The organism is Maribacter sp. MAR_2009_72 (assembly GCF_007827235.1).
In the GTDB taxonomy this organism is placed as follows: domain Bacteria; phylum Bacteroidota; class Bacteroidia; order Flavobacteriales; family Flavobacteriaceae; genus Maribacter; species Maribacter sedimenticola.
Window position 1 is genome coordinate 111954 of the sequence record NZ_VISB01000001.1, and the last position, 26130, is coordinate 138083.

Annotated in this window: 22 protein-coding genes; 15 read left to right on the forward strand and 7 right to left on the reverse strand. The window is 36.2% G+C overall.

All coding sequences use genetic code 11. The features are described from left to right. Window positions 1–37: 37 nt before the first annotated feature. The 4 genes from JM81_RS00385 to JM81_RS00400 all read left to right on the forward strand — a co-directional run bounded on the left by JM81_RS00385 (window position 38) and on the right by JM81_RS00400 (window position 4744). On the forward strand, window positions 38–649 hold the full coding sequence (locus JM81_RS00385; protein ID WP_089261569.1) for an SPOR domain-containing protein: 612 nt from the start codon (window positions 38–40) through the stop codon (window positions 647–649). Then, window positions 649–1557, forward strand: coding sequence for a 1,4-dihydroxy-2-naphthoate octaprenyltransferase (menA, locus tag JM81_RS00390; RefSeq protein WP_144800242.1), 909 nt, complete (start codon window positions 649–651; stop codon window positions 1555–1557). The genes JM81_RS00385 and menA overlap by 1 nt, the downstream gene beginning before the upstream one ends. A gap of 33 nt (window positions 1558–1590) precedes the next feature. Next, entirely contained in the window at window positions 1591–2352 is a 762-nt protein-coding gene (locus JM81_RS00395) for a LytR/AlgR family response regulator transcription factor (protein ID WP_089261565.1), read from the forward strand. Window positions 2353–2770: 418 nt separating this feature from the next. Further along, entirely contained in the window at window positions 2771–4744 is a 1974-nt protein-coding gene (locus JM81_RS00400; RefSeq protein ID WP_144800243.1) for a histidine kinase dimerization/phosphoacceptor domain -containing protein, read from the forward strand. A gap of 1 nt (window position 4745) precedes the next feature. Here the strand turns inward: JM81_RS00400 and JM81_RS00405 are convergent, their stop codons facing one another. Continuing rightward, on the reverse strand, window positions 4746–5531 hold the full coding sequence (locus JM81_RS00405; RefSeq protein WP_144800244.1) for an SDR family oxidoreductase: 786 nt from the start codon (window positions 5529–5531) through the stop codon (window positions 4746–4748). A gap of 54 nt (window positions 5532–5585) precedes the next feature. Here JM81_RS00405 and JM81_RS00410 point away from each other — a divergent pair, with 54 nt between their 5' ends. The 6 genes from JM81_RS00410 (at window position 5586) to JM81_RS00435 (ending at window position 13962) form a co-directional block, all read left to right on the forward strand. After that, entirely contained in the window at window positions 5586–6638 is a 1053-nt protein-coding gene (locus tag JM81_RS00410; RefSeq protein WP_144800245.1) for an o-succinylbenzoate synthase, read from the forward strand. Continuing rightward, window positions 6629–7594: a CPBP family intramembrane glutamic endopeptidase gene (locus tag JM81_RS00415; RefSeq protein WP_144800246.1), complete on the forward strand. Its 966-nt coding sequence runs from the start codon at window positions 6629–6631 to the stop codon at window positions 7592–7594. The genes JM81_RS00410 and JM81_RS00415 overlap by 10 nt, the downstream gene beginning before the upstream one ends. Next, entirely contained in the window at window positions 7581–8648 is a 1068-nt protein-coding gene (locus JM81_RS00420) for an AMP-binding protein (RefSeq protein WP_144800247.1), read from the forward strand. Before JM81_RS00415 ends, JM81_RS00420 begins: the two co-directional genes overlap by 14 nt. Before the next feature lie 93 nt (window positions 8649–8741). Next, window positions 8742–10730: a vWA domain-containing protein gene (locus JM81_RS00425; RefSeq protein WP_144800248.1), complete on the forward strand. Its 1989-nt coding sequence runs from the start codon at window positions 8742–8744 to the stop codon at window positions 10728–10730. Window positions 10731–10827: 97 nt separating this feature from the next. Next, on the forward strand, window positions 10828–12174 hold the full coding sequence (locus tag JM81_RS00430) for a M24 family metallopeptidase (RefSeq protein WP_144800249.1): 1347 nt from the start codon (window positions 10828–10830) through the stop codon (window positions 12172–12174). Between the two features lie 66 nt (window positions 12175–12240). Then, a complete protein-coding gene (locus tag JM81_RS00435; protein WP_144800250.1) occupies window positions 12241–13962 on the forward strand; it encodes a carboxypeptidase-like regulatory domain-containing protein in 1722 nt (573 codons plus the stop codon). Window positions 13963–14005: 43 nt separating this feature from the next. Here the strand turns inward: JM81_RS00435 and JM81_RS00440 are convergent, their stop codons facing one another. Next, the gene (locus JM81_RS00440) at window positions 14006–15634 is read right to left on the reverse strand and encodes an acyl-CoA carboxylase subunit beta (protein ID WP_144800251.1); all 1629 of its coding nucleotides are present in this window, start codon (window positions 15632–15634) and stop codon (window positions 14006–14008) included. A gap of 71 nt (window positions 15635–15705) precedes the next feature. Between JM81_RS00440 and JM81_RS00445 the strand changes: the two genes are divergently transcribed. From JM81_RS00445 to ettA, 3 genes are all read left to right on the forward strand, one after another. After that, window positions 15706–16677 carry a Gfo/Idh/MocA family protein gene (locus tag JM81_RS00445; protein ID WP_315897735.1) on the forward strand — a complete coding sequence of 324 codons (972 nt, stop codon included), beginning with the start codon at window positions 15706–15708 and terminating at the stop codon, window positions 16675–16677. A gap of 76 nt (window positions 16678–16753) precedes the next feature. Continuing rightward, window positions 16754–16930 carry a CAL67264 family membrane protein gene (locus JM81_RS18350; protein WP_089261541.1) on the forward strand — a complete coding sequence of 59 codons (177 nt, stop codon included), beginning with the start codon at window positions 16754–16756 and terminating at the stop codon, window positions 16928–16930. A gap of 69 nt (window positions 16931–16999) precedes the next feature. Further along, window positions 17000–18691: an energy-dependent translational throttle protein EttA gene (gene ettA / locus JM81_RS00450; RefSeq protein WP_089261539.1), complete on the forward strand. Its 1692-nt coding sequence runs from the start codon at window positions 17000–17002 to the stop codon at window positions 18689–18691. A gap of 48 nt (window positions 18692–18739) precedes the next feature. On the opposite strand, the gene JM81_RS00455 is transcribed toward ettA, so the two are convergent. Beyond that, entirely contained in the window at window positions 18740–19546 is an 807-nt protein-coding gene (locus JM81_RS00455) for an MBL fold metallo-hydrolase (RefSeq protein WP_144805535.1), read from the reverse strand. 336 nt (window positions 19547–19882) lie between these two features. Between JM81_RS00455 and JM81_RS00460 the strand changes: the two genes are divergently transcribed. Continuing rightward, a complete protein-coding gene (locus tag JM81_RS00460) occupies window positions 19883–20770 on the forward strand; it encodes a hypothetical protein (RefSeq protein WP_144800253.1) in 888 nt (295 codons plus the stop codon). Between the two features lie 67 nt (window positions 20771–20837). Here the strand turns inward: JM81_RS00460 and fumC are convergent, their stop codons facing one another. Then, window positions 20838–22238, reverse strand: a complete 1401-nt coding sequence (gene fumC / locus JM81_RS00465; RefSeq protein WP_144800254.1) for a class II fumarate hydratase — start codon at window positions 22236–22238, stop codon at window positions 20838–20840. Between the two features lie 169 nt (window positions 22239–22407). Between fumC and JM81_RS18355 the strand changes: the two genes are divergently transcribed. Further along, on the forward strand, window positions 22408–22581 hold the full coding sequence (locus JM81_RS18355) for a hypothetical protein (RefSeq protein ID WP_186435509.1): 174 nt from the start codon (window positions 22408–22410) through the stop codon (window positions 22579–22581). 65 nt (window positions 22582–22646) lie between these two features. Here JM81_RS18355 and JM81_RS00470 read toward each other — a convergent pair whose 3' ends face one another. The 3 genes from JM81_RS00470 to arsC form a co-directional block, all read right to left on the reverse strand. Continuing rightward, window positions 22647–25163 (reverse strand): outer membrane beta-barrel family protein, encoded by a 2517-nt coding sequence (locus JM81_RS00470; RefSeq protein ID WP_144800255.1) that lies wholly within the window; start codon window positions 25161–25163, stop codon window positions 22647–22649. 4 nt (window positions 25164–25167) lie between these two features. After that, on the reverse strand, window positions 25168–25677 hold the full coding sequence (locus JM81_RS00475) for a hypothetical protein (protein ID WP_179213204.1): 510 nt from the start codon (window positions 25675–25677) through the stop codon (window positions 25168–25170). Between the two features lie 74 nt (window positions 25678–25751). Continuing rightward, window positions 25752–26105, reverse strand: a complete 354-nt coding sequence (gene arsC, locus JM81_RS00480; protein ID WP_144800256.1) for an arsenate reductase (glutaredoxin) — start codon at window positions 26103–26105, stop codon at window positions 25752–25754. Window positions 26106–26130: the final 25 nt, after the last annotated feature.

Genomic DNA, 26130 nt, shown 5'->3' on the forward strand with positions numbered 1-26130 from the left:
TACATTTAGCTTTAAGAATAAAAATTACCCCAGTTATATGCCTTTTATAGAAGAGAGTGATTTATTGGAATTACATAAAGATGTCGATAAGGCGCAAATTATTAATGAGCGTCTATTAGACCAGATAAAGTTCAAGAATAAGGAATTAAAAAAGAGTAAGATTCAACGCAATATTTTTGCGGGGATTACCACATTCTTTATCTTGGCAGGTATTGCCTTTGGTTCGTTAACGGCTGGCATTAGTATTTCTGGAGGATTCAATAAGAAGAATAATAATAGTGATTTGGTATTTACCTCTATAGATAGTTTAGATGCCATTAAAGCTCGTATTGATAATCTGAAGGAGCAGAATGAAGAATTGAGCTTGGTAAAAGAGTTTTATTTGGCCAAGGAATTTCTTCAGAAGGAAAAAATATATTCCGTACAGGTTAAATCCTTTGTTGATAACAATATTACATTGGCATCAGAGGCTTTAACAAATACACTATTCGTTAAGACCAATCCATTTTATTCCTACTCCTTAGGAAATTTTGAAACACTGGAAGAAGCTCAGTCATTTAGAAAGCAATTGGTAGATCTTGGTTTTGATGACGCTTTCGTAGCATCTTACAAGGACGGTAAGCGTATTCAAATTGAAGACCCTTATTAGTGACCAAATTAAAAGCGTGGCTTAACGCTGCAAGATTACGAACTCTTCCTTTATCAATTTCCGGAATACTGGTAGGTGCCGCTATAGCTTCATGGCAAGGTTATAGTAATAATAATATTCTATTTCTAGCATTGATAACGACGGTTGGTCTTCAGATAACTTCCAATTTTGCCAATGATTATGGGGATGGTATAAAAGGTACGGATAATACAGATAGAATTGGTCCACAAAGAGCACTGCAAAGTGGTCTTCTAACTGCAACACAATTAAAAAACGGAATTTATATCAGCATTATAATCAACATTTTATTGGTTGTTTCTTTAATACTGTTATCTTTTGGAATGGCTCATGTTGGTTATGTACTACTTTTTTTATTTCTTGGTGGTTTTGCAATTTGGGCGGCCATTAAGTACACAGTGGGTAAATCTGCATACGGCTATAACGGATTGGGAGATGTTTTTGTATTCATTTTTTTTGGTCTGGTAAGTGTTTTAGGTACTCATTTTTTATTCGTTAAGGCATTTTATCCGTTAGCAATGCTACCGGCCATGGCTATAGGGCTACTAAGTGTTGGTGTGCTGAATTTAAACAATATGCGGGATCATAGATCAGATAAAGCGGTCGGTAAAAATACGGTCGTTGTTAAAATGGGGTATCCCAGGGCCAAAAATTACCATTACATTTTATTGATCGGTGCATTTTTATGTCTGTTTTCCTTTTTGCTCACAACAAATGGATCACATTTGCGTTATGTAAGTCTTATTGGATTCTTGCCTGTGTTCGTTCATATGCGCAAGGTAGCCGTAACGGAAAATGAAGCGGATCTGGACCCAGAGCTTAAAAAATTGGCACTGAGTACTTTTTTAACGGCAATGCTGTTTTTTATTAGTTATTATTATTTTTTGTAATTTTGATTGTAACCTTCTAAACCATTTTAAACCTTGGAACAACCCATTAAAATTCTAATTGTTGAGGACAATGTAATTATCGCGGATGATATGCAGTCCATGTTAGAGGAAATAGGATATGAAATAGTAGACAATGTTATTGTTTACGAACAAGCGGTAGAGGTATTAAAAACGCAACAGGTAGATTTGGTACTTATCGATATTATTCTTGCTTCTGATAAAACCGGTATTGACCTAGGAAAGCATATTAGGGATAATTACGACATTCCATTTATTTTCGTAACCTCAAACTCAGATAGGGCTACGGTTGAAAATGCCAAGACGGTTAAACCAAATGGTTATTTAGTAAAACCTTTTGAGCAACAAGATTTGTACACCTCTATTGAAATTGCGTTATCCAATTTTATCTATGGAAAGCAAAACCTTTCTAAAGGATTATCCAATGAAACGGTCAACGAGGATGTTCCTATGTCCAATTCTATTTTAAAGGACTCAATATTCGTAAAAAAACAACATTTATATTACAGAATTCAATTTGGCGATATCCAATTTATTAAAGCGGATAACGTTTATTTAGAAGTGAATACGGTAGATAAGAAATTTTTGGTCCGTTCACCTTTAAAAGACTATTTGGAAAAATTGCCACAGAATAAGTTTTATAGGGCACATAAATCATATATCGTTAATGTGGACCACATTGATGCCATTAATTCAAAAGATATTATGATAAATAATACACTGATACCTATTTCAAAAGATTTTAAAGAGTTCATCATCTCTGCAATGAATTCGTAGATAGATGTACTATAACATATACTAAAGCACCAGTGATGGTGTTTTTTTATGCACATCTTATAGATGAATGGATTATTTTCATCGGTAAAGTGTTTTGTTTTATCGGTGAAATACATCGTTCTGCCGTTAAAAATAGTTTCACAACATATATAGGAGGTTACACAACAAATTAAAATAAGAAGGAGGGCTATTTTTTAAATTTGTAGAAGTGCAAATCCACATAATCGTGCGTTTTAAATATCAAGGCCACTTAGAATATTGAACAATGATTATGTTGAAATATTGATTTGTTAAGAAAAGTAACTAGAACACACTTTTTGGACCAAAAGTTTATTGATGTCAATATAACTTAGGTTCACAACAAAAATTTAGTAGAAACAGGTATTTGTTATATGTTTGAATCTACTTTTAAGTTTATATGAAAAGGAATCTAATTTTAAATTTGATCTGGTCGCTGTTGTTCAGTGTATACTCATTTGTAGTATGTGCACAGCAAGAAGACCTTTCAATGCAAAATGAAGATTACTATAAGCAATTTCAAGAATTGGAGAACGGCGAACTACGTACGTTTTTTTTCTTCAACACTCCAAATAGATATAATCAAGTTTCCCCGTATGATTGGTTAGATACCGTAAAGGTATATTTAAATAGTTCTGAAAAAACCAAGGATACGGCGTCAATAAGAAATTACCAACTTATTCAATCACAGATTTACTATGACCTTGGCAACTACCAAAAAAGTTTGGCCATTTCAAAATCAATGTATGGCAATCTTGATGAATTGGATATGGAACTCAAGAAGACCATCTTGGACCTCTTGGATGATAATTACGCCAAATTACAAATGTTCTCCAATCAAATAGAGGTTAGGCGCATAAAACGAGAGCTTGGTTTAACCGAAAATATTGCCTTTTATGATATTTATGCCAGCCTTGGTCAATATAGAAAGGCAATGAGAGATTATATGACCGAGGAGAAAAAAGAATTGAAAGATGACGACTATTACGGTCAAGCCATCTATAACAATACTATTGGGGAATATCTTAGATTGGACAAATCTGCACCCACGGCCTTAAGTTATTTTAAAAAATCAGAAGGATTAATCCAAGTATTCCTTAGTGATGTTACCAATCAAAGAACAGATAAGGAAATTACCGATGGTAAAATTTTAAAAGCCATTATAATTGGTAATATTGGTAAATGTCATTTACAGCTTAAAGAATATGAAAAAGCAATTCCTTATTTGGAGGAAAGTAGGGACATTATTAAAACCTTCAATAAGAGCAAGTTTTCTTCGGACTTTATTGAAAATACCTTGGCACTGGCAGATTGCTATTTAAAACTGGACAATTTTGCAAAAGCTACCGACTATTTGAGCGATGATATGACACCCGTTAAAACGGAGAATATTCTTAAGCGTAATAGAATCTATGCTGATTTTTATTATAAGACCGGCGATTTTAAGAATGCAACGTTTTATTTAAAGCGGAATATTAAAATACGGGATTCCATAGATGCCCAAGCTTCTAATATTATAAACCAGCAGTTGACTTCTGTTGTGGCCCAAGATTTGGAAAACTCCAGAAAAATGATGGAGATGCAAAAGGCTGAGCTTGAAGAGTCAAGAAAAGATATAAAGGCACGGGATGATAAGATAAGTCTAGTATTTGTCTCCTTGATTTTTACCTTAATCGGTTTTGCAGGTTTAGTATACGCGTATTTAAAAAGTATTAAAAACCAGCGTTTAATTGCCGAACAGAAATTTATTATAGAAAATGCACTGGTAGAAAAGGATTCCTTGCTCAAGGAAATTCACCATAGGGTAAAGAATAACCTACAGATGGTTTCCAGTCTATTAAGTTTACAAACAAAAAATACAACCAGTAAAGCAGCTATAGAGGCATTGGAAGAAGGTAAAAGTAGGGTCAAGGCCATGGCTTTGATACATCAAAAATTATATCAGAACGATGACTTGTCCGTAATAGAAATGCAAGGCTATATAGAAAGTTTGATCAATAGTATACAATCTGTATATAAAAAAGGAGGACACAATATCAACATTGCTATCGATGCCGAAGGTGTTGAATTGGATATTGATCGTGCCATACCCTTTGGACTCATTTTGAACGAGCTGGTTTCCAATTCATTTAAATATGCTTTTCCACATGATGATAGCAACGGAAAAATATATATTCATTTGCGAAAAATGGTTGGTAAGGAAGGCTTTTTTGAATATACCGACAATGGTATAGGTTTACCTGATGATTCTGAAGAACGGGCTAAATCGTCTATGGGCTTTAGGTTAATGAGTAGGTTGGCCAATCAACTACAGACAACCTTAAATACAGATAAGACTACTGATGGGGTGCGTTTTTGGTTCAACTTTAAATAGCTTACCTAACCTTACTTTTCATTACAATTTTATGTAGCATTTTAGGGAAAAACCGTTTTAGGTAAATTCCGTATTTTTCTTTGCCCCCAATATAGGCTTCATATTTTTTTTGATGTATTGCTTTTATAATTTGTTGGGCACACCGCTGTACGGGCATTCCGTTCTCTGTTGCCTCATCCTCCTTTTGTAAGGCGCTACCATCACCTGTTAAGGCATTCTTGGCTACATTGGTCTGTATAAAACCCGGGCAAATCAATGTAACGGAAACGTTGTCCTTTTCATGCTCCATACGTAAGGCGTCAAAAAAACCGTGTAGGGCATGTTTGGCACCACAGTACCCGGAACGATAGGGTGATGAAAACTTGCCCATTAAACTAGTGACGGTTACAAAATGGCCTTCTTGTTGTTGTACAAAAAACGGCAATAAATGCTTTGTTAGTTTTATGGTTCCCAAATAGTTTACATTGACCATTTGTTGATAAACTTCAAAACTGGTATCAATGATCAAGGAACGTTGGCTTAATCCACCATTGTTGATAAGGATGTCAATTTTTCCAAATAGGGAAATTGCTTCTGCCGTAACATTTTCCAGCGTATCAAAATCGGTAAGGTCCAAAGACAGTATTTTAGTCAATTCTGGAAAGTGACAATTGTTCTTTACCATGTTGAGTGCAGTGGTACGTCTTGCTGATAAGATTAGTTTACACCCCATTTTATTTAATTCATAGGCCAAGGCTTCCCCAATTCCAGAAGAAGCACCCGTAATCCAAATAACCTTATCTTCCATACTTTTATTTTCAACGGTATTAAAGTGAAAATATAGCTAAATTTGAAGGATTATATGAAAGCATCTTTTAAAAAGTATTTACTCAATTTTAAAAACCCAAGTGGCACTTCTAGAGGAATCTTAAAGACTAAGGAAACATGGTTTCTTTTTTTGGAAGATGGCGTATCCTGGGGTATTGGTGAATGTGGACTTTTTAGAGGACTTAGTTTTGATGATGTACCTGAATATGAAGAAAAATGTAATTGGGTAACCAAGAACATTGATTTAGGTGAAACTGAATTAATAAGCCAATTATCTAACTTTCCAAGTATTCAATTTGGTATTGAACAGGCCTTTTTGTCGCTTCGTTCTAAAAACCCCTTTCATTTATTTGAATCTTCATTTGTTAAAGACCAGCAACCCATCGCCATTAATGGTTTGGTTTGGATGGGCGATAAGGAATTTATGCATAGGCAAATAGAGGACAAGTTAGAAAACGGCTTTACCTGTATTAAAATGAAAATAGGTGCCATTGATTTTGATACGGAAGTAGCATTGTTAAAGTCTATTAGACAGCGCTATTCTAAAAAAGAAATTGAATTGCGTGTAGACGCAAATGGTGCGTTTTTACCTAATGAGGCTTTAGATAAATTAAAAACATTATCAAAACTGGATCTACATTCCATAGAACAGCCTATTAAACAGGGACAATGGCAGGAAATGCAAAAACTCTGTAGAGATACCCCTTTGCCCATTGCTCTTGATGAAGAATTAATTGGGGTGACAGATGTAACTAAAAAGAATGAGTTGCTACAAACTATACAACCTCAGTATATCATTTTAAAGCCTAGTCTGGTGGGTGGTATTGCAGGTAGTAATGAATGGATTTCCCTTGCGCAGGAAAATAGTATAGGGTGGTGGATCACTAGCGCATTGGAGAGCAATGTAGGGTTGAACGCCATAGCCCAATGGACAGCTACCTTGGGCAACCATATGCCGCAAGGTCTTGGAACCGGTGCTTTGTTTACCAATAATTTAGAAAGCCCGTTGCAAGTAAAGGATGGATGTTTGTTATATAATAAGTCGCAAAATTGGAATAAAGGGTTAATTAGAAGTATATGTATATAGAACAAGCGTATAAAGGTTTAAGTGAGGGTTGGCGTTATATTTTGGGAATTTTAGGGGTGTTGTTTGTTTGGCAAATAATTGCTGCTATTCCGTTAATTGCTGCTTTGGCCCTAAAAGATGGTGGTATGTCTGCCATGATCAGTGGCGATATTGGTAGAATGTCATTGGTTTTGGGTTCCAATTTGTTTTTGTTTCTCATGTTATTGACTTTTGCAATAGCGTTAATTTCCATTTTTGTAATTGTAAAGTATCTTCATAAGCAATCGTTGACATCTCTGACCACTTCACGTAAAAAAGTAGATTTTAAGCGTATTTGGTTTGCATTTTTTCTATGGTCCGCAATATCGGTTGGTTTTATATTTTTGGATATTTGGCTGTCCCCGGAAGATTACGAATTTAATTTTAAACCTGTTCCTTTTATTGTACTTGCAATTGTTGCTATTTTTATGATTCCGCTTCAAACGAGTATGGAAGAATATTTTATGCGGGGATACATGATGCAAGGGTTGGGCACTATGACAAAAAATAAGTGGTTCCCATTAGTGTTTACTTCCTTGTTGTTCGGTTTACTTCATATCATGAACCCTGAGGTGGAAAAATTAGGATACGGTATATTGGTATTTTATATTGGTACCGGCTTTTTTCTGGGTATTATTACATTAATGGATGAAGGCCTGGAATTGGCATTGGGCTTTCATGCTGCCAATAACCTTACCACTGCCTTATTGGTTACCGCAGATTGGACCGCATTTCAAACGGATTCGTTATACCGTGATATTTCTGACCCTGTGCTAGGTTGGGATATTCTTGTGCCGGTTTTGGTCGTATTTCCTATTTTATTGATTTTATTTTCCAAAAAATACAAATGGACCAATTGGAAAGAGAAACTTGCCGGTAAAGTTGTATCCAGGGAAGAATTTTTAAATACGGAAAAAGAGGAAATTGTACAACACTAGGATACACCCATATTTTTCAATACATAGTCGTCTATACAGTAAGGATGACCTACTGGAACTTGGTTATAGTTTGATCAAGGAAGGCGAAGAATTTGAAATGCATATTGGTGGGTTTATTCTGGATTGGATAGATAGTTCACCAACCATATTGGTAAAAACATCTGGATCTACAGGAACACCAAAAGATATTGCTTTAAAAAAAGAGCAAATGGTAAATAGTGCTTTGGCAACGGGCAACTATTTTAATTTAACTTCAAAATCCTCTGTTTTACTATGTTTACCGGCGACCTATATTGCTGGTAAAATGATGTTGGTCAGGGCTATGGTATTGGGGTTAGATATCCATTTCGTATCGCCTACTTCAAGTCCGTTGGAATTTGTTAAAAGATCGTTTGATTTTGGTGCTATGGTACCCATGCAAGTTGCCAATTCTCTATCCAAACTCAACCTTATTAAAAAATTAATTATTGGTGGTGCGCCAATTTCAAACTCTATAAGAGAAGAATTAAAGGGTGTTGATAATAGTAGTTATGAAACTTATGGTATGACAGAGACCATTACCCATATAGCTGTAAAACCGTTGAACAATAAAATGGCAAAAAATACTCCTTTTACGGTTTTGCCAAATGTAGAAATTTCAACCGATGCAAGAGGTTGTTTGGTAATTAACGCTCCAAATATTTCAGATGAACCAGTAATAACCAATGATGTTGTGGACATAATCTCTACCAAGGAATTTTATTGGCTGGGTAGGTTTGACAATGTTATTAATTCCGGCGGGGTAAAGGTACATCCGGAACATATTGAAAAAGTAATTTCAAATTATATGGATATTCCGTTTTTTGTTGCCGGTATTGCAGATGAAGATTTAGGAGAGAAAGTGGTTCTGTTAGTTGAAAATGGCGTTAAGGAGGATATTAAGCAAACACTGGATACCATTACTGATTTTAAAAAATTTGAGAAGCCAAAATCGATTGTGGTGTTAAAAGAATTTATACGTACGGAAAGCGGAAAAATACAACGCTTTAAAACGTTGTCCTTATTGAAAACTTAACTTCCCTAGCTGTAAATAGTAGTTTACTCATTTATCATTTTCACAAAGCACTTTTCATAATAGGTTTATTACTAAATCTTTAAACCAATTATTATGAAAAACGCAACTTTCTTATTTTTTCTTCTCAGTAACTTTTGGATGTTTTCGCAGCAGGTTGAAATATCTGGTTTTGTTTATGATTATAAAGGAAACCCATTACCCGGTGCACATGTACTGGAAAAAGGAACAAGCAACAATACTCAAACCGACTTTGATGGGCATTATGTTTTAAGTGTGCGGCAAGGGGTCAAATTGGAATATAAATATGTTGGTTACAAAACACATGAAGTTAAAATAAAAGATAAGTTGATCATTAATGTGTCTCTTGAAGAAGATTATGAAATGTTACAAGAGGTTGTCGTTACAGGGTATGGTATTCAAAGAAAATCTCAAATAACGGGTGCTGTTACCCATATAAATAAACAATCTTCCAATACTGACATCAGTAGTCTTTTACAGGGTAAGGTAAGCGGTGTTAATATTAGAGGAATAAGTTCTGTACAACATAAAAAAGTTAGAGGTGCAGTAAAAAGCCCTTTGTACCTTGTTGATGGAACTGCTGTAGAAAAGCAATACAACCATACTGTACAGCCGCCTTTCGAAACAAAAAAAGGAAATTATCCTGTTAAGAACGATGAAAATTATGCCAGCTTCTATGAAAATCAGTTCCATAATGTTGGTGTCAATCCGTTGTCTACTTTTTCAATTGATGTGGACAAAGCCGCTTATAGTAACATTAGAAGATTCATAAATAGGGGGCAACAGGTTCCAATTGATGCGGTCAAGATTGAAGAAATGATTAATTATTTTGATTATGACTATGCGCAACCAAAAGGTCAACACACTTTTTCCGTACATACCGAGGTTGCGCAAACTCCGTGGAATGAAGATACTAAACTAGTCCGCATTGGTTTACAAGGAAAAGAATACCTAAATGAAGAATTACCTGCATCCAACCTTACTTTTCTTATTGATGTTTCCGGTTCCATGTCAAGTGAAAACAAATTGCCATTACTGAAATCGGCGTTCAAACTTTTAATAAATCAATTAAGGGAAAAAGACAAGGTGTCCATAGTGGTGTATGCAGGTGCGGCAGGTGTGGTACTTGAGCCTACTTCCGGTAAGGACAAAGCGAAGATTATAAACGCTTTAAATATGCTTGAGGCAGGTGGTTCTACAGCTGGGGGAGAGGGTATAGAATTAGCTTATAAGTTAGCGGAGAAAAACTATAAAAAACATGGTAACAATAGGGTTATATTGGCAACTGATGGTGATTTTAATGTAGGTCTATCAAACGATAATGAAATGGAAAAACTTATTACAGGCAAAAGAGCGTCTGGAGTTTATCTTTCTGTATTAGGTTTTGGTATGGGGAACTATAAAGATTCTAAACTGGAAATTTTAGCGGATAAAGGTAATGGCAACCATGGCTATATCGATACTATGCAAGAGGCTCAAAAATTATTTGGTAAAGATTTTGGAGGTACTTTATTTACCATTGCAAAAGATGTAAAATTACAAGTAGAGTTTAATCCAGCCAAAGTAAAGTCCTATAGATTAATTGGATATGAAAACAGATTGTTGGCATATGAGGATTTTACCAATGATGCCAAGGACGCCGGTGAAATGGGTAGCGGGCATAAGGTAACAGCACTATATGAGATTGTGGAAGAAGGTGGTTCCTCAAATTATACAAAAGATGATATTAAATTAAAATATGTTGATCCTATAAAAAATAATACGTTTTCTGACGAGTTGTTTACGGTAAAATTCAGGTATAAGAAACCTGATGGAAATAAAAGTATTGAATTGGTTCATGTACAGAATGCTATTATTAAAGAAATGTCCAAAGACTTTCAATTTGCCGCTGCTGTTGCATTATTCGGGCAACAATTAAGGCAATCGGCATTTACTAACAATAGCTCAGTTAACACTATTGTTCAATTAGCCGAGCAGGGCAGGGGTAAAGATGAAAATGGTTATAGGGCTGAATTTGTCAGGTTGGTTAAATGTTATAATGAAAGATTGGTAATGGATAATTAATGATTTTATTCAATCTATAATATTTAACGGATTTTAAGGAATAGGTAATATTGAAAGTGTGTTATTTCGTATTTTAAAGCCAAACTAAATAACGAACATGAAAAACCTATTCCTTTTTCTTTGCATTTTTTTTATTGCTAAAATCAACGCCCAACAAATCCTCAACGAAAAAGAAAGAGCCATTGTTATAGATGAAATTCTAGACGATCGTTTTAATAATCTATTGCCGCAACTAATGGATGCCGCCAATATAGATATGTGGGTAGTCATATCTAGGGAGTATAATGAAGATCCGGTGCTGAAAACAATGCTGCCCGCTACATGGCTTAATGCCCGTAGAAGAACAATTCTGTTGTTTTATAGGGACAAGGCCAAAAATATAATTGAAAAACTTGCTGTTGCTCGTTACAATGTAGGTAAGAATATTGTCTCTGCGTGGGATAAGGAGAAAGAACCCGATCAATGGAAAAGATTAATGCAATTGATAACAGAAAGAAATCCAAAGAAAATCGGACTCAATTTTTCCAAGGACCATAATATTGCAGACGGATTGGATAAAACCGATTATGATGAATTTATGGCGAATCTGCCTAAAAAGTTTGCATCAAAAGTTACATCTGCAGAACAACTTGCCGTACGTTGGATCGAGACAAGATCAGAACGTGAAATGGTCATTTATGATCAATTGGTAGATATTACACACGATATTATTGCAGAAGCTTTTTCTGAAGAAGTTATTACTCCAGGTATTACCACAACTTCTGATGTGGAATGGTGGATGCGCCAAAAAGTAACTGATCTTGGATTGGAAACATGGTTTCACCCAACGGTAGATGTGCAACGTAGTAAAGAGCAACTGGTAAGTCACTTATATTCGTTTTCCGGTAGACCAGAGGACATGGTTATCTTACCGGGAGACTTGGTACATTGTGATTTTGGCATTACCTATCTAAGGCTGAATACGGACTGCCAAGAATTGGCCTATATTTTAAAACCCGAAGAACTAACAGCTCCGGATTTCTTGATCAACGGACTAAAAGATGGAAATAGAGTACAAGACTTCTTGACTAGTAATATGGTAAAAGGTAGAACGGGGAATGAAATTTTGGCAAAGTCCTTAAAACAGGCCAAGGATGCCGGTCTTAAACCTTCTATATACACACATCCTTTGGGGATGTACGGACATTCCGCCGGTACTACGATAGGTATGTGGGATGCTCAAGGTGGTGTCATGAAAGATGATGGAGAGAATTATCCGTTGAATCCAAATACCGTATATGCTATTGAATTAAATACTACGGTCAATATTCCTGAATGGAATAGGGATATCCGCATTATGCTTGAAGAAGCCGGTTATTATGGTGAGGAAGGCTTTAGATATGTAAATGGTAGACAAACAGAACTTTTGTTGATTCCAAGGGTAAAAGGGCATCAGGGTAATTAAATCATATTTCGGTGTTGGAATCCATTTGTAGGAAAAATTGTAATATATTTATTGTAAACACTATTTATGAAATCTTTTTTTGTTTTTTTAATACTTGTAAGTACAATTACTCTTCAAGCGCAGAACAATTCAAATGAAATAAAAGGAATAGTTACCTCTTATGGCGCTCCTTTACCTAATGCCAATATTTCTTTAAAAGGTTCATCTTCAGGTATACAAACAGATAGTAATGGTAAATACTCAATTATTGCTAGTCCCCGGGATATTTTGGTCTTTAGTTATATGGGCATGAAAACGGTAGAGATTATTGTGGAGGATGTGACCAAGATATTAAATATAGAGCTGTTACCCGTTGTTCAGGAATTGGATGAGGTAACCGTAGAGCAGAAAAAATTAAAAGGCCAAGAATCCATGGCCATTGAATACGCTACCAAAAAAAGTATCATACGTACTGCATATGGTTTTATAGATGCGGAAAATGCAGGGTATCAAATGAATTTTGTCGATGGTGCCAGTATTAATACTAGTGCTGTTTACCTAGCCGATGCCTTAATTGGTGTGCTGCCCGGTTTAAGACGTGGAGAAGGTAATACCGTGCTATTAAGGGGCGGAGGTTCATTGGAAAACCCTAGGCCACCAATATTTGAGATAGATGGGGTAATATTTACGGAGACTCCAGATTTTTTGGATTTGAGCAGTATAGATAGAATTGCGATTATCCCAGGTTTAAAAGGTTCAATAAAATATGGGAATATTGCCAGTGGCGGGGTAATCATTATCAATACAAAAGGGAGGTTCTTAAAGCGGGAAGAAGGTTCTGATAAACCTTATGACCAGGCTAAATTAAGGAACAATAAGTATAATGAGTCCATGGCAACCAGTTCATTAAAGCGATCTGATCCTATCTATATTACCAAAATGGATGAAGCGCTTAGTAATAATAAACTTACGGAGGTCTTTCTGGAACAGGAAAAAATATATGGCAGTTCACCATACTTTTACTTGACTGCCTTAAAACATTTTAATGAGAAATCTACTAATGATTTTATAGGCCAAATTGAAACCAAACTTTTACAAAAATTTGAGGATAATCCTAATGCATTAAAAGGGCTTGCGTACTTATATGAAAATCAAAATAGGGTTGGTGAAGCATTATCATTGTATAAAAAGATCTTTGTGTTAAGACCAAGATATACACAATCCTATAGAGATCTTGGCAATATGTACGTAGTAAATAAACAATACCAAAAAGGTTTGGGTATTTATGCCAGATACAAAAGTTTTAGAAAATTGGATACTATAGCCCCTATAGAAGACGGTATAGATGCCGTTATGGATACCGAAACTACGAATCTTATGGCTTTACATGCAGACCAATTATCCATATCCAATGAAGATCGGATAGATGGGGATATTGGCGGTATACGTATACTTTTTGAGTGGAATAACAGTGAGGCGGAATTTGACTTGCAATTTGTAAATCCACAAGCGCGTTATTTTACGTGGAGCCATAGTTTGGAAAATGAATCTGAACGCATTTATGATGAAAAAATCAAGGGCTACTCTTGTAAGCAATTTTTAATTGATGAAACACAAGAAGGTGTCTGGAAAGTGAATTTAAAATATCTTGGAAATAAAGGTTTTGACCCTACCTATCTTAAAACCACGGTGTATTATGATTATGGAAGACCTTCGCAAAAAGAAACTATACAAATCACTGAAATGTCCGAAAAAAATATCAATAGGGCTCTCCTTTCCATTGTGGCCAGAAATAAGTTTGGGAAATAATATCCATTATTTCCCAATCATTAAAAAATTATATCTAATCAATTTAAACCTGCAAAACCCCCAAATTAAAAGGCTTCTCGATAGGTGCATGGTCTGCAGCTTCTATACCCATTGATATCCACTTACGGGTGTCTTTAGGGTCTATAATAGCATCGGTCCATAATCTCGATGCCGCGTAGTATGGAGAAACTTGATTGTCATATCTTTTCTTTATCTTATCGTAAAGCTCCGTTTCTTTTTCCTCAGTGATGGTTTCACCTTTCTTTTTCAAAGAAGCTTTTTCAATTTGTAGCAATACTTTAGCAGCAGAGTTACCACTCATTACAGCGAGTTCTGCGCTTGGCCATGCAACTATTAATCTTGGGTCATAAGCTTTACCACACATAGCATAATTACCTGCTCCGTAGCTATTTCCTATTACGATAGTGAATTTTGGCACGACGGAATTACTTACCGCATTTACCATTTTGGCACCATCTTTAATGATTCCGCCATGTTCACTTTTACTACCTACCATAAAACCGGTAACATCCTGTAAAAATACCAGCGGAATTTTCTTTTGATTGCAATTGGCAATAAATCGTGTCGCTTTATCTGCAGAGTCGGAATAAATGACTCCGCCAAACTGCATTTCCCCTTTTTTGGTCTTGACCACTTTTCTTTGATTGGCAACGATACCTACCGCCCAGCCATCTATACGGGCATAACCTGTCAATATGGTTTGTCCGTATCCGGCCTTATATTCTTCAAATTCAGAATTGTCCACCAAGCGTTTAATGATTTCCATCATATCATATTGCTCGGCTCTTGAACCGGGCAATATGCCGTATATATCCTCTGGATTCTCTTGGGGTTTCATACTTTTTTTTCGGTTAAAACCAGCTCGAGGAAAATCACCGATTTTATCCATAATATTTTTAATAGTGTCCAATGCTGCTGCATCATCTTTAGCTTTATAATCGGTAACACCACTAATTTCACAATGGGTAGTAGCGCCGCCCAAGGTTTCATTATCAATACTTTCACCTATGGCCGCTTTTACCAGGTAACTACCTGCCAAAAATATACTTGCCGTTTTATCTACTATCAATGCCTCATCGCTCATTATAGGCAAGTACGCACCACCTGCAACACAACTTCCCATTACAGCAGATATTTGGGTAATACCCATACTGCTCATTATAGCATTGTTCCTGAATATTCTTCCAAAATGTTCCTTGTCGGGAAAAATTTCGTCTTGCATGGGTAGGTATACCCCGGCGCTATCTACCAAGTAAATTATCGGTAATCTATTTTCAATTGCAATTTCTTGGGCACGTAGATTTTTTTTTGCGGTAATAGGGAACCATGCGCCTGCTTTTACAGTCGCATCATTGGCAACGACGATACATTGCTTTCCTTTTACATATCCAATTTTTATTACAACACCGCCAGAAGGGCAGCCACCATGTTCTTTATACATACCTTCACCTACAAAGGCGCCAATTTCAATTCGTTCAGATTTTGGGTCCAAAAGATAGTCTATACGCTCTCTGGCCGTCATTTTGCCTTGGTCGTGCTGCTTGGCAATTTTTGCCTTTCCTCCTCCTAATTGGACTTCTGCCAGTTTGCGCCGTAAGTCTGATAATAACAACTTATTCTTATCTTCGTTCTGATTGAATTTTAAATCCATTAGCTTAATTTCTTTTCTTCGGATAAAGATAAGAAGTTAATTTTGGTGTACATGCAACAAAAATAGAAAGTATGATTAAATGGGGTATAGTTGGTGCCGGAAATATAGCACATAGTTTTTCAAAGGATTTGGCTTTGGTCCGTGGTGGTGAGCTGGTATCGGTAGCTTCAAGAGATTTGGAAAAGGCAAAGGGCTTTGCGGCAATTTACGGAGCGCCAAATGCTTATGGAAGTTATGAGGAGCTGTTTAAAAGTAATACGGTAGATGTCGTATATATAGCCACACCGCACACTTCTCATGCAGAACTAAGTATTGCCGCCATGAACCATGGTATTAATGTACTCTGTGAAAAACCTATTGGGGTCAATAAAGATCAGGTCAAGGAAATGTTTCAGGTGGCAAGGGCACAAAATGTTTTTTTAATGGAAGCCTTATGGAGCAGGTTTAACCCAACCATTAAAAAAGTCAAGGAAATGGTAGACGATGGTAGCATTGGCGATATTGGATATTTACATGCAGACTTTGCTTTCTATGCATTGGATAGGGATGAAAAAGGCAGGCTCTTGAATACATCTCTTGCCGGTGGTTCGTTATTGGATATTGGTATCTATCCCATTTTTCTATCGTATTTGTTATTGGGTATGCCCAAGGATATCAAAGCTTCTGCACATTTTTTTAAAACTGGTGTAGAAATGCAGGTCAGTATGATTTTTAGTTATGAAAAAGCCCAGGCTATGCTTTATAGCGGTTTAAACTCCAATTCTGAAATGAAAGCAGAAATTGCAGGTAGCAAGGGATCTATCTATATTCATCCAAGATGGCACGAAACAACAGGATATACCTTGGAAGTTGATGGAGACTCTACTGTAAATGAAGTAGGTAAGCTTGGAAAAGGCTATACACATGAAATTGAAGAGGTACATACTTGCCTAAACTCAGGAAAAAAGGAAAGTAGTTTATGGAGCCATAAGAACAGCTTGGATTTAATAGAAATTATGGATACCGTAAGGAGTAAAACAGGAATTGTTTTCCCCTTTGAATAATAGCATAGTTAAAATTGGACAGATGTTTTAAAATTTACGATATTTGAAGTTCGCTTAATTTATAATTCAATAGAACATGAACAAGAACACAGTGCTCGCATGGGCCACTTTTATTATGATATTTGTAGGCTTGGCCTTGATCGCATTAGGCGCTTTTCGTTATGATGATGTTGCAGGATGGGGGTTTGCATCCGTAGGTATAGGTTTCTTTGCCATTGCCTGGGTTTTCAACGCACTTAAAGGCAGGGTTTAGGACTTCTTGGTTCAACTGTGGGTATAAAATATCTACAGGGTTATAATAATTCAATTAATACAGTATTTTATGTCAGATGATAAGAAGGTAATCTTCTCCATGTCAGGAGTTACGAAAACCTATAAAAATGCCAATACACCGGTATTAAAGAATATTTATTTAAGTTTCTTTTACGGTGCCAAGATAGGTATTTTGGGACTGAACGGGTCCGGTAAATCAACCTTGTTGAAGATTATTGCCGGGGTCGATAAAAATTTTCAAGGGGATGTAGTATTCTCTCCCGGCTACAAAGTGGGCTATTTGGAGCAAGAGCCCGAATTGGATGAAAACAAGACCGTATTGGAAATTGTAAAGGAAGGTGTAGCGGAAACCGTTGCCATTTTGGATGAATACAATAAGATCAATGATATGTTTGGTCTTCCAGAGGTATATGAGGATGCGGATAAAATGCAGAAATTAATGGATCAACAGGCGGTATTGCAGGATAAAATTGATGCTGCCAACGCTTGGGAATTGGATACCAAACTGGAAATTGCCATGGATGCCCTACGTACGCCAGAACCCGATAAAAAAATAGCGGTATTGTCCGGAGGGGAAAGAAGAAGGGTGGCATTATGCAGATTGTTGTTGCAGGAACCTGAAATTCTTTTATTGGATGAGCCAACAAACCATTTGGATGCAGAATCGGTACATTGGCTGGAACATCATTTGGCACAATATAAGGGTACGGTCATAGCCGTTACCCATGATAGGTATTTTTTGGATAATGTTGCCGGTTGGATCCTTGAATTGGATAGGGGAGAAGGCATTCCTTGGAAGGGGAACTATTCCTCTTGGTTAGATCAAAAATCCAAACGTTTGGCCCAGGAAAGTAAAACGGCTTCCAAAAGACAGAAAACATTGGAGCGAGAATTGGAATGGGTTCGTCAAGGGGCAAAAGGTAGGCAGACCAAGCAAAAGGCTCGTTTAAAGAATTATGACAAGCTGATGAGCCAAGACCAAAAACAGCTTGATGAGAAACTGGAGATTTATATTCCAAACGGACCCCGTCTGGGAACAAATGTTATTGAGGCCAATGGGGTAAGTAAGGCATATGATGATAAATTGTTGTATGAAGACTTGAATTTTAAATTACCCCAAGCGGGAATTGTTGGGATAATTGGACCAAATGGTGCGGGTAAGACCACAATTTTCAGAATGATAATGGGGGAGGAAACTCCGGATAAAGGAGAGTTTATTACTGGGGATACGGCTAAAATTGCCTATGTTGACCAAAGTCATTCCAACATAGATCCGGATAAAACCATTTGGCAAAATTTTAGCGACGAGCAAGAACTGGTCATGATGGGCGGTAAACAGGTGAATTCCAGGGCCTATTTAAGTAGGTTCAATTTCTCTGGAAGTGAACAAAATAAAAAGGTTAGTATGTTATCCGGTGGTGAGCGTAACCGTTTACACTTGGCCATGACACTCAAGGAAGAAGGCAACGTGCTATTATTGGATGAGCCTACCAACGACTTGGATGTAAATACGCTTCGTGCCTTAGAAGAAGGTTTGGAGAATTTTGCAGGATGTGCTGTAGTTATTTCGCACGATAGATGGTTCTTAGATCGTATCTGTACACATATTTTGGCTTTTGAAGGTAATTCCCAAGTTTACTTTTTTGAGGGCTCTTTTTCAGATTATGAAGAGAACAAGAAAAAACGACTTGGAGGGGATTTAATGCCAAAGCGAATCAAATACAAAAAACTTATTAGATAACAAAAAGCCCGCAATTGCGGGCTTTTTGATTTTTAGAAAGTCGTTTTTCTAATATTCTTCGTTAGGGTACCAATCCAATTGTACAACTTCAATATCTTGATTGGCTGCATTTACCAAATTTTTAAATTTTTCTACATCACTAACGTCCGGTCTACCTCTATAATGGTAAGGATAGACTTGTTTTGGTTTGAAATCCAATACTGCAGCGGCGGCACTTTCCTCGGTCATGGTGTAAGGTAGGTTCATGCAGATAAAGGCCTTGTCAATATTTTTTAAAGAGCGCATTTCAGGAATATCCTCTGTATCACCAGAGAAATAGATACGTTGATCATCCAATGTAAGCACATATCCATTTCCACGTCCCTTTACATGAAAGTTTTTGGCCTCTTCCCTTAAATTGTACATTGGTATAGCTTCTATACCTACTTGGTAAAGCTCTTTATTTTCCCCATTGTTCAATATTTCCAATTGCTGGGCATATTGCTCTGGCATATCATCCGCTACGGCTTGAGGCACTACAAAGGTTGCGGAAGAAGTATCTAGGGCTTCCAATGTTTCTAAATTAAAATGGTCGCCATGAATATCTGTAATTAAAATTATATCTGGTTTCTTTTGCCCTTCAAAAGCAGCGGCACCACCTGTTGGGTCAATATAAATTGTAGTTTCTCCCCATTCAATAACCGCTGTAGCATGTTCAATAGGAATTATTTGTACCTTCCTTTCTATTGTACCGGTAGATTGTGACACATCTTCCTCAATAGTATCTGAACTGGTATTGGGCTGTTTTTTATCTTCCTTACATCCTATTATAAGGGTGGCGGCCAATACCATTAAAATTAAATTTTTAGTTATCATCATATAGTATTTAAATTGTTATTTGCATTTCCGGTCTGTAATATATTGCTGTTGTAAAAATCAGTTTTGTAAGATTCAAGTATGTCTCTTATAGTAGGGAACCCTCTTTAAAATCGTAAAATTATGAACATTTTTTAATGGTAATGCTACTATTTTTAATGGTAATGCTACTATTGTTAACACAGTAGATATTTATTTGTTAAATTAGCTCTAAGATAGACGATTCATTAGGGTTTGAGGATTTTATCCCAAATTAATTTAACGTTTAAAAAGTCTAAATTTTAAAACCACTCGTATATAACCTTAACAAACAGACACTTTATTAAATTTACAATTATGACCGAAACAAAAAATAACAATGGTTTAAAAGTTTTAACCGCCCTTTTAGGCGTTGTGCTTTTAGGAACTATCATTTACACAGTTAGTCTTTATCAAGATAAGAAAAAGACAGAAGTTGTTCTTTCTAAAGAAAAGGAATTGGTAGTCGAAGATTTAAATAGCTTAAAATCTGAATATGACAAAGCTATATTGGAAAGCAATGCTACTAATGAGGAGTTGGTAAGTGCAAGGGACAATATTGCAAAATATATTGACTCTGTTAAAACGATGAAGGCTGATATTAGTTCCTTGTCAAGATACAGAAGACAAGTAAGTGTATTGAAAGCGGAGAGAGAGCAATTATTAAAGCAGGTTGATTCTTTAACAAGATCTAACTCAATGATTGCAATGCAAAGAGATAGTACATATGTAGAGTTGGAAAAACAAACTGTTTTCAATGATTCATTAGTAGTACAGAACACCAACTTGGCCCAAGTGGTTGAAAAAGGTTCTGCTTTGAACTTATCTAAATTTAATGTAGATGCCGTTAAGGAAAGAAATAGCGGTAAATTGGTCTCAACCCAACGTGCAAGGGCTACGGACAAATTTAAAATCTGTTTTACTGTAGCCGATAATGTTATTGCACAAGCTGGTGATAGAACATTTTATTTAGAAGTGTTGGATCCACAGGGCAATGTTTTAGGTGGTAGTAATTCCCAGACAAATGATAATGGTGCTTCCGTTACGTATAGCAAACAGACCAATTTTTATTTTGAAAACAAATCTTTGGATGTGTGTGATTACATTAATAAGCCTTCCGGAGATTTTAAGGATGGTAATTATATGGTGAACGTATATGATGACCAATTAAAATTATTGGGAACTTCTAAGTTTGTTTTAAAGTAAAATTTCTTCAAAAAATAAAAAAGGCGACCAATTTGGTCGCCTTTTTGTATTTAAGAGGGTGTTCTGCTTATTTCTTTAAACTGCCCACCATATTTTCCGGTTTAACCCAGTTATCATAATCCTCTGCACTTACATAGCCCAGATTTACTGCTTCCTCTTTTAATGTAGTCCCGTTTTTATGGGCAGTGTTTGCAATTTCTGCAGCTTTATAATATCCAATCTTGGTATTTAATGCAGTTACCAACATTAATGAATTGTTCAATAATTGTTTAATAACTTCATGATTGGGCTCTATACCGGCCGCACAGTGTTCCTCAAAACTTACACAAGCATCACCGATCAATTGTGCAGATTGTAAAATGTTTGCCGCCATCATAGGCTTAAATACATTTAACTCATAATGTCCTTGGGTTCCGCCAACACTAATTGCCACATCATTTCCCATTACCTGAGCACACACCATTGTCAAAGCTTCACATTGTGTAGGATTCACTTTTCCTGGCATTATAGAACTGCCAGGTTCGTTGGCTGGAATTATAATTTCACCAATTCCAGAACGGGGACCTGAGGCCATCATCCTTATATCGTTCGCTATTTTGTTCAAGGATACGGCAAGCTGTTTTAAAGCACCATGGCTTTCAACTATGGCATCATGGGCGGCTAGTGCCTCAAACTTATTTTCGGCGGTAATAAATGGCATTCCCGTAAATTCAGCAATGTATTTGGCTACAAGAACATCATATCCTTCCGGTGTATTGAGTCCGGTACCAACAGCAGTGCCTCCAAGAGCCAGCTCACTTAAATGGGACAAGGTGTTTTTTAATGCTTTTAAGCCATGGTCCAATTGAGATACATAACCTGAAAATTCTTGGCCAAGGGTGAGTGGAGTAGCATCCATTAAATGGGTACGCCCAATCTTGACCACATCCTTAAATTCTTTGGACTTCTTCTTTAAAGTATCCCTTAATTGCGTTACTCCTGGTATGGTAACCTCCACAATTTTTTTATAGGCTGCAATATGCATACCGGTAGGGAAGGTATCATTAGAGGACTGCGATTTGTTGACATCATCATTAGGTTGGATAGTCTTTTCGCCTTCTCCAATGACTTTACCGGCAATTTCATGGGCCCTATTGGCAATAACTTCATTGACGTTCATATTACTTTGTGTTCCAGAACCTGTTTGCCAGATAACCAAAGGAAACTGGTCATCATGTTTACCTTTTAAAATTTCATCGCATACTTGAGCGATTAAATCTCTTTTTTCGACCGCTAGGACGCCAAGTTCACAATTGGCATATGCTGCGGATTTTTTTAAATAGGCAAATCCATATACAATATCCAACGGCATTGATGCAACGGGGCCAATTTTAAAATTGTTTCGAGAGCGCTCTGTTTGCGCCCCCCAATATTTATCCTTGGGTACTTCTACATTACCCATGGTATCTTTCTCGATTCTATATTCCATATTTTCTATTTTTATGAATCTTGGGTTATTTCGTTTTAATAGCCTCAAAAATAAGGCATACTTTTATTTTTATGGTGACAAGATTGTTGGTAATCTTAAATTTATTTTACGGAACGTTTGCAAAAAATAATTCGATTATGGTATCTTTGTAAAATATAAGGAATAAGATATGTTTGAATTTGACCAATATTTAGGATTTTTAGCTTTTTTAACCATATTGACCATTGGTTTTTGGCTGATGATGTTTTTGTTATTATTTGTTGTCCCTTACTGGTTAGGTGGAAACATTATTGAATTGCTAAAAGAAAGACGCGATAAAAAGAAGGCTGCAAGAGAGGCTTAGAGATACAATATATTAAAACAAAAAAAGAAGCCAATTGGCTTCTTTTTTTATATCTATAAATTTTATTAACCTTCAATTTCTTCTTCGCCACCTTCACCGGGACCATTGCCTCGCCCGTTTCTATTCCTTTCTTTAGGTTGATTAAATCGATATACAAACCCTAAGGTAATTTGTCTTCTTCTCCATTGAAATTCACTCTCAGAAGTAAAGAACTCGGTTTCTGTAAAAGACCTTCTTTTTCTTGAGTTCAATAAATCGCTTACATTCATAGATATGGTTCCGTTATCATCTAAAATGTCCTTACTAAAAGCTAGGTTCAAAGAAAATATACCCTTGCTTTCTGTCTGAGCATTTTGTGACGGACCTCTATAAAAAGCATTTGTTTGCCAATCTATTTTAGATGGTAAAGATACTTTTGAGCTAAATCTGGCAAACCAACTTGTATTGTTGGCACCATAATCAATACCATTGAACATACCTTCTGTAGAAAATTGAAAGAAGTTAAAGCTAGAGTTTAAGCGTAACCACTTAGTGGGGTTATACATCATACCTGCCTCAAGACCTATTCTGTCATTTGTAGAAAGGTTTATAGGAATGGACCTAATGATTTCTATACCATCTGTAGTAGTTTGTCCCGTTTCTTCCTGCACTCTCTCAAATGAGTCGGTTTCTCTTTGGTAATAAATAGATGAGGTCAATGTTAGCTTATCCCATCGTTTTAGATAGCCTAGGTCAAAAGCGTTGGAAAATGCTGGATTTAAGTCTGGGTTACCTTGAAAAATATTGGTTCTACTTGAACGCGAAGGAAAAGGATTTACAAACCAACCTCTAGGCCTATTTATCCTTCTATTATAACCCAACGAAATATTTTCATTTTCGGCAATTTCTAGAATAAAGTTCAGGGTAGGGAACAGGCCTAAATAATTTTTATCGAAATTAACATCTACATCAACACCTAATTGCTCTTCCAATTCTGTAGTGTCAAATTCAGAATCCAATTGACCTTTTAGCTGGGTATTCTCTAAACGCAAGCCTAAAAGAAATGAAAACTTTCCAAATTTATTACCGTATTGTGTATACAGGGCATTTACGTTTTCTGTATAGGTGAACATGTTGGTTAAATTTTCATTGATATCAAATTGATTGGTAGATTGATTTAGGGAATCTAATCTATAATCCGTTACATCTTCTTCAAACGTGCCCCTATATCCGACCTCAAATTGGGAATCACCCATTGGCAATACATAATCCGCTTGTACCAAATATTCGTTTTCAGATTCAATCTCATATACATTTTCAAGTACTAGCAAATTTTGGTTAGGTACCGTGTTGTTTTCTTCTATAATAGAAAATTTAGTTTCTTCACCTTTGGAGTATTGAAGGTCTACCGTTAATTTTTGACCATCATCATCTAAGTTATTCACATAATTAAGTGAGAATTGGTAGTTTTCATCATCTTCAGTTTCATCCTCCGTCCTAAAAGTTTCACTGCTTATTGCACTATCAATAAATCGTTGATTGGTATTTTCCGTACTATCCTCACTGTCTGATGTTCTATAAAAAACACTACCGGTAATAGAGGATTCTTCGGTAATAAAATATTCAAGACCAAGGTTGGTATTAAAGCCTTTACGCATTCTATTATATTCCCTGTCCTCTATAATTCTATCAAAACTACCTGACGTATAAGTGTTGTCAAAAAATGCATTTCCAGGGGCATCTCTATAGCTATAACCTGTAGTATTGAAAATATTAAATTTATCTGTACGTAAATTGGCATTCACGGTTATACCACTATTAACAGGGTATCCAATAGTCGTATTTACCGAGCCGTTGAAGCCTAAAGTTTTTTCTTTTTTAAGAATTATGTTCAAAATACCGGCTGTTCCTTCGGCATCATACCGGGCAGACGGACTGGTAATTACTTCAACTTTTTCTATAGCGTCCGCAGGTAGTTGAGTAAGGGCATCTGTAGAACCAAAGCCTGCCAATGCAGATGGTTTACCATTTATCAAGATACGTACATTTTCGTTACCCCTTAGGCTAATGGCGCCTTCTACATCTACATCTACAGAAGGTACATTGTTAAGGGCGTCCGTAATCGTAGCACCACTATTGGTAAGGTCTTTACCTATATTGTATATTTTTTTATCCAAACGAACCTCTACCGTCGTTTTCTCACCTACCACTTCTACGGCATCTAACTGAGCAACGTCCAAGGCAAGTCTTATGGTGCCAAGATCTGTAGATGCTGTCAAGGTTTGGTTGGGTAACCTGTATGTCTTATATGAAATATATTCTATGGAAATATTGTATTTGCCAGGCTTGGCCTCTACATTAAAATTACCGTCCAAATCGGTTATTCCACCCGAAATCTGATCAGGGTTTTCCACACTTTGCAATACAAGGGTGGCATACTCCAAGGGAATGTCGTTTTCCTTGTCCAGTACTTTTCCTGTAATTTTAATGGGTGTAGCGTCTCGTGGCCCCTGTCCATTGCCTCTTCCCCTTTCTCCTTGAGGTGTTTGGCTAAATATTGGTTGTAAAGCTAAAATTAGGAGTAAGGGAAAAAGTTTTTTCATCAAATTAATTTTTAGGTTTCTTTCGTTTAGTTTTTTTCTTTTTTTTCTTCAGTGTTTTTGATACACCATCTTTTTGTAAAGCAACAAAGGCTTCGTACTTTTCTAACGGTAGTCCAGCCTTTAATTCCTCGTCCTGTCTTTTTGTAATATTATCATAAACTTCCCTCATTTTTTCTGGAGGAAGCTTTAATATTTGAGCTTCTATTCGTTCTTGTACATATTTTTTAAGTACCGAACTTAAAACTGCCTGCTCAAATTCATTTAATCCAAGAGCTTCTGTAATTCTAGGCATTTCACCATCTACCAATTCCTCTGCAGTTTTGGGCTCTGGTTCTTTTTGGGTCTCCTGAGCTTGCGGTATGGAACTTCTTTGTCTGCCATAACCATAACCACCCCTAGAGCCGTAACCATAACCGCTACCATATCCATATTGGGCATATAGCTCGCTACCTGCAAATAGAACCGACAGTAAGATCAAGAACTTAAGACTACTGAATTTTGCTACTTTTTTCATGTGCTTTGATTATAATTTTTCAATTAGGTTTAACCGTGTTTGGTTAATTATTTGTTAAGATATTTACGGTCTACTTAAACCTCTCCATTAATTAGATTGGATATATTTTCTGGTGGTCTACCAATAACGGCACTATTGTTCTTAATAACGATTGGCCTTTCTATTAGTTTAGGATAGGATATCATTGCATCTATTATTTCTTCATCGCTCAATGGTCTATTTTTAAATTTTTCCTTCCAAATTGACTCTGACTTCCTTACCAAATTTATAGGTTTAATGTCCAGGCAGCTGATTACTTGTTTAAGTTCCTTCTTCGTTGGGACATCATCCAGATATCTAATTACTTCAAATTTCTTGCCAGAATTTTCTAAAATTTCAAGGCCTTCCCTAGATTTTCTACATCTGGGATTATGGTAGATCTTAATCATGGTATTTTAATATGTATACTTAATT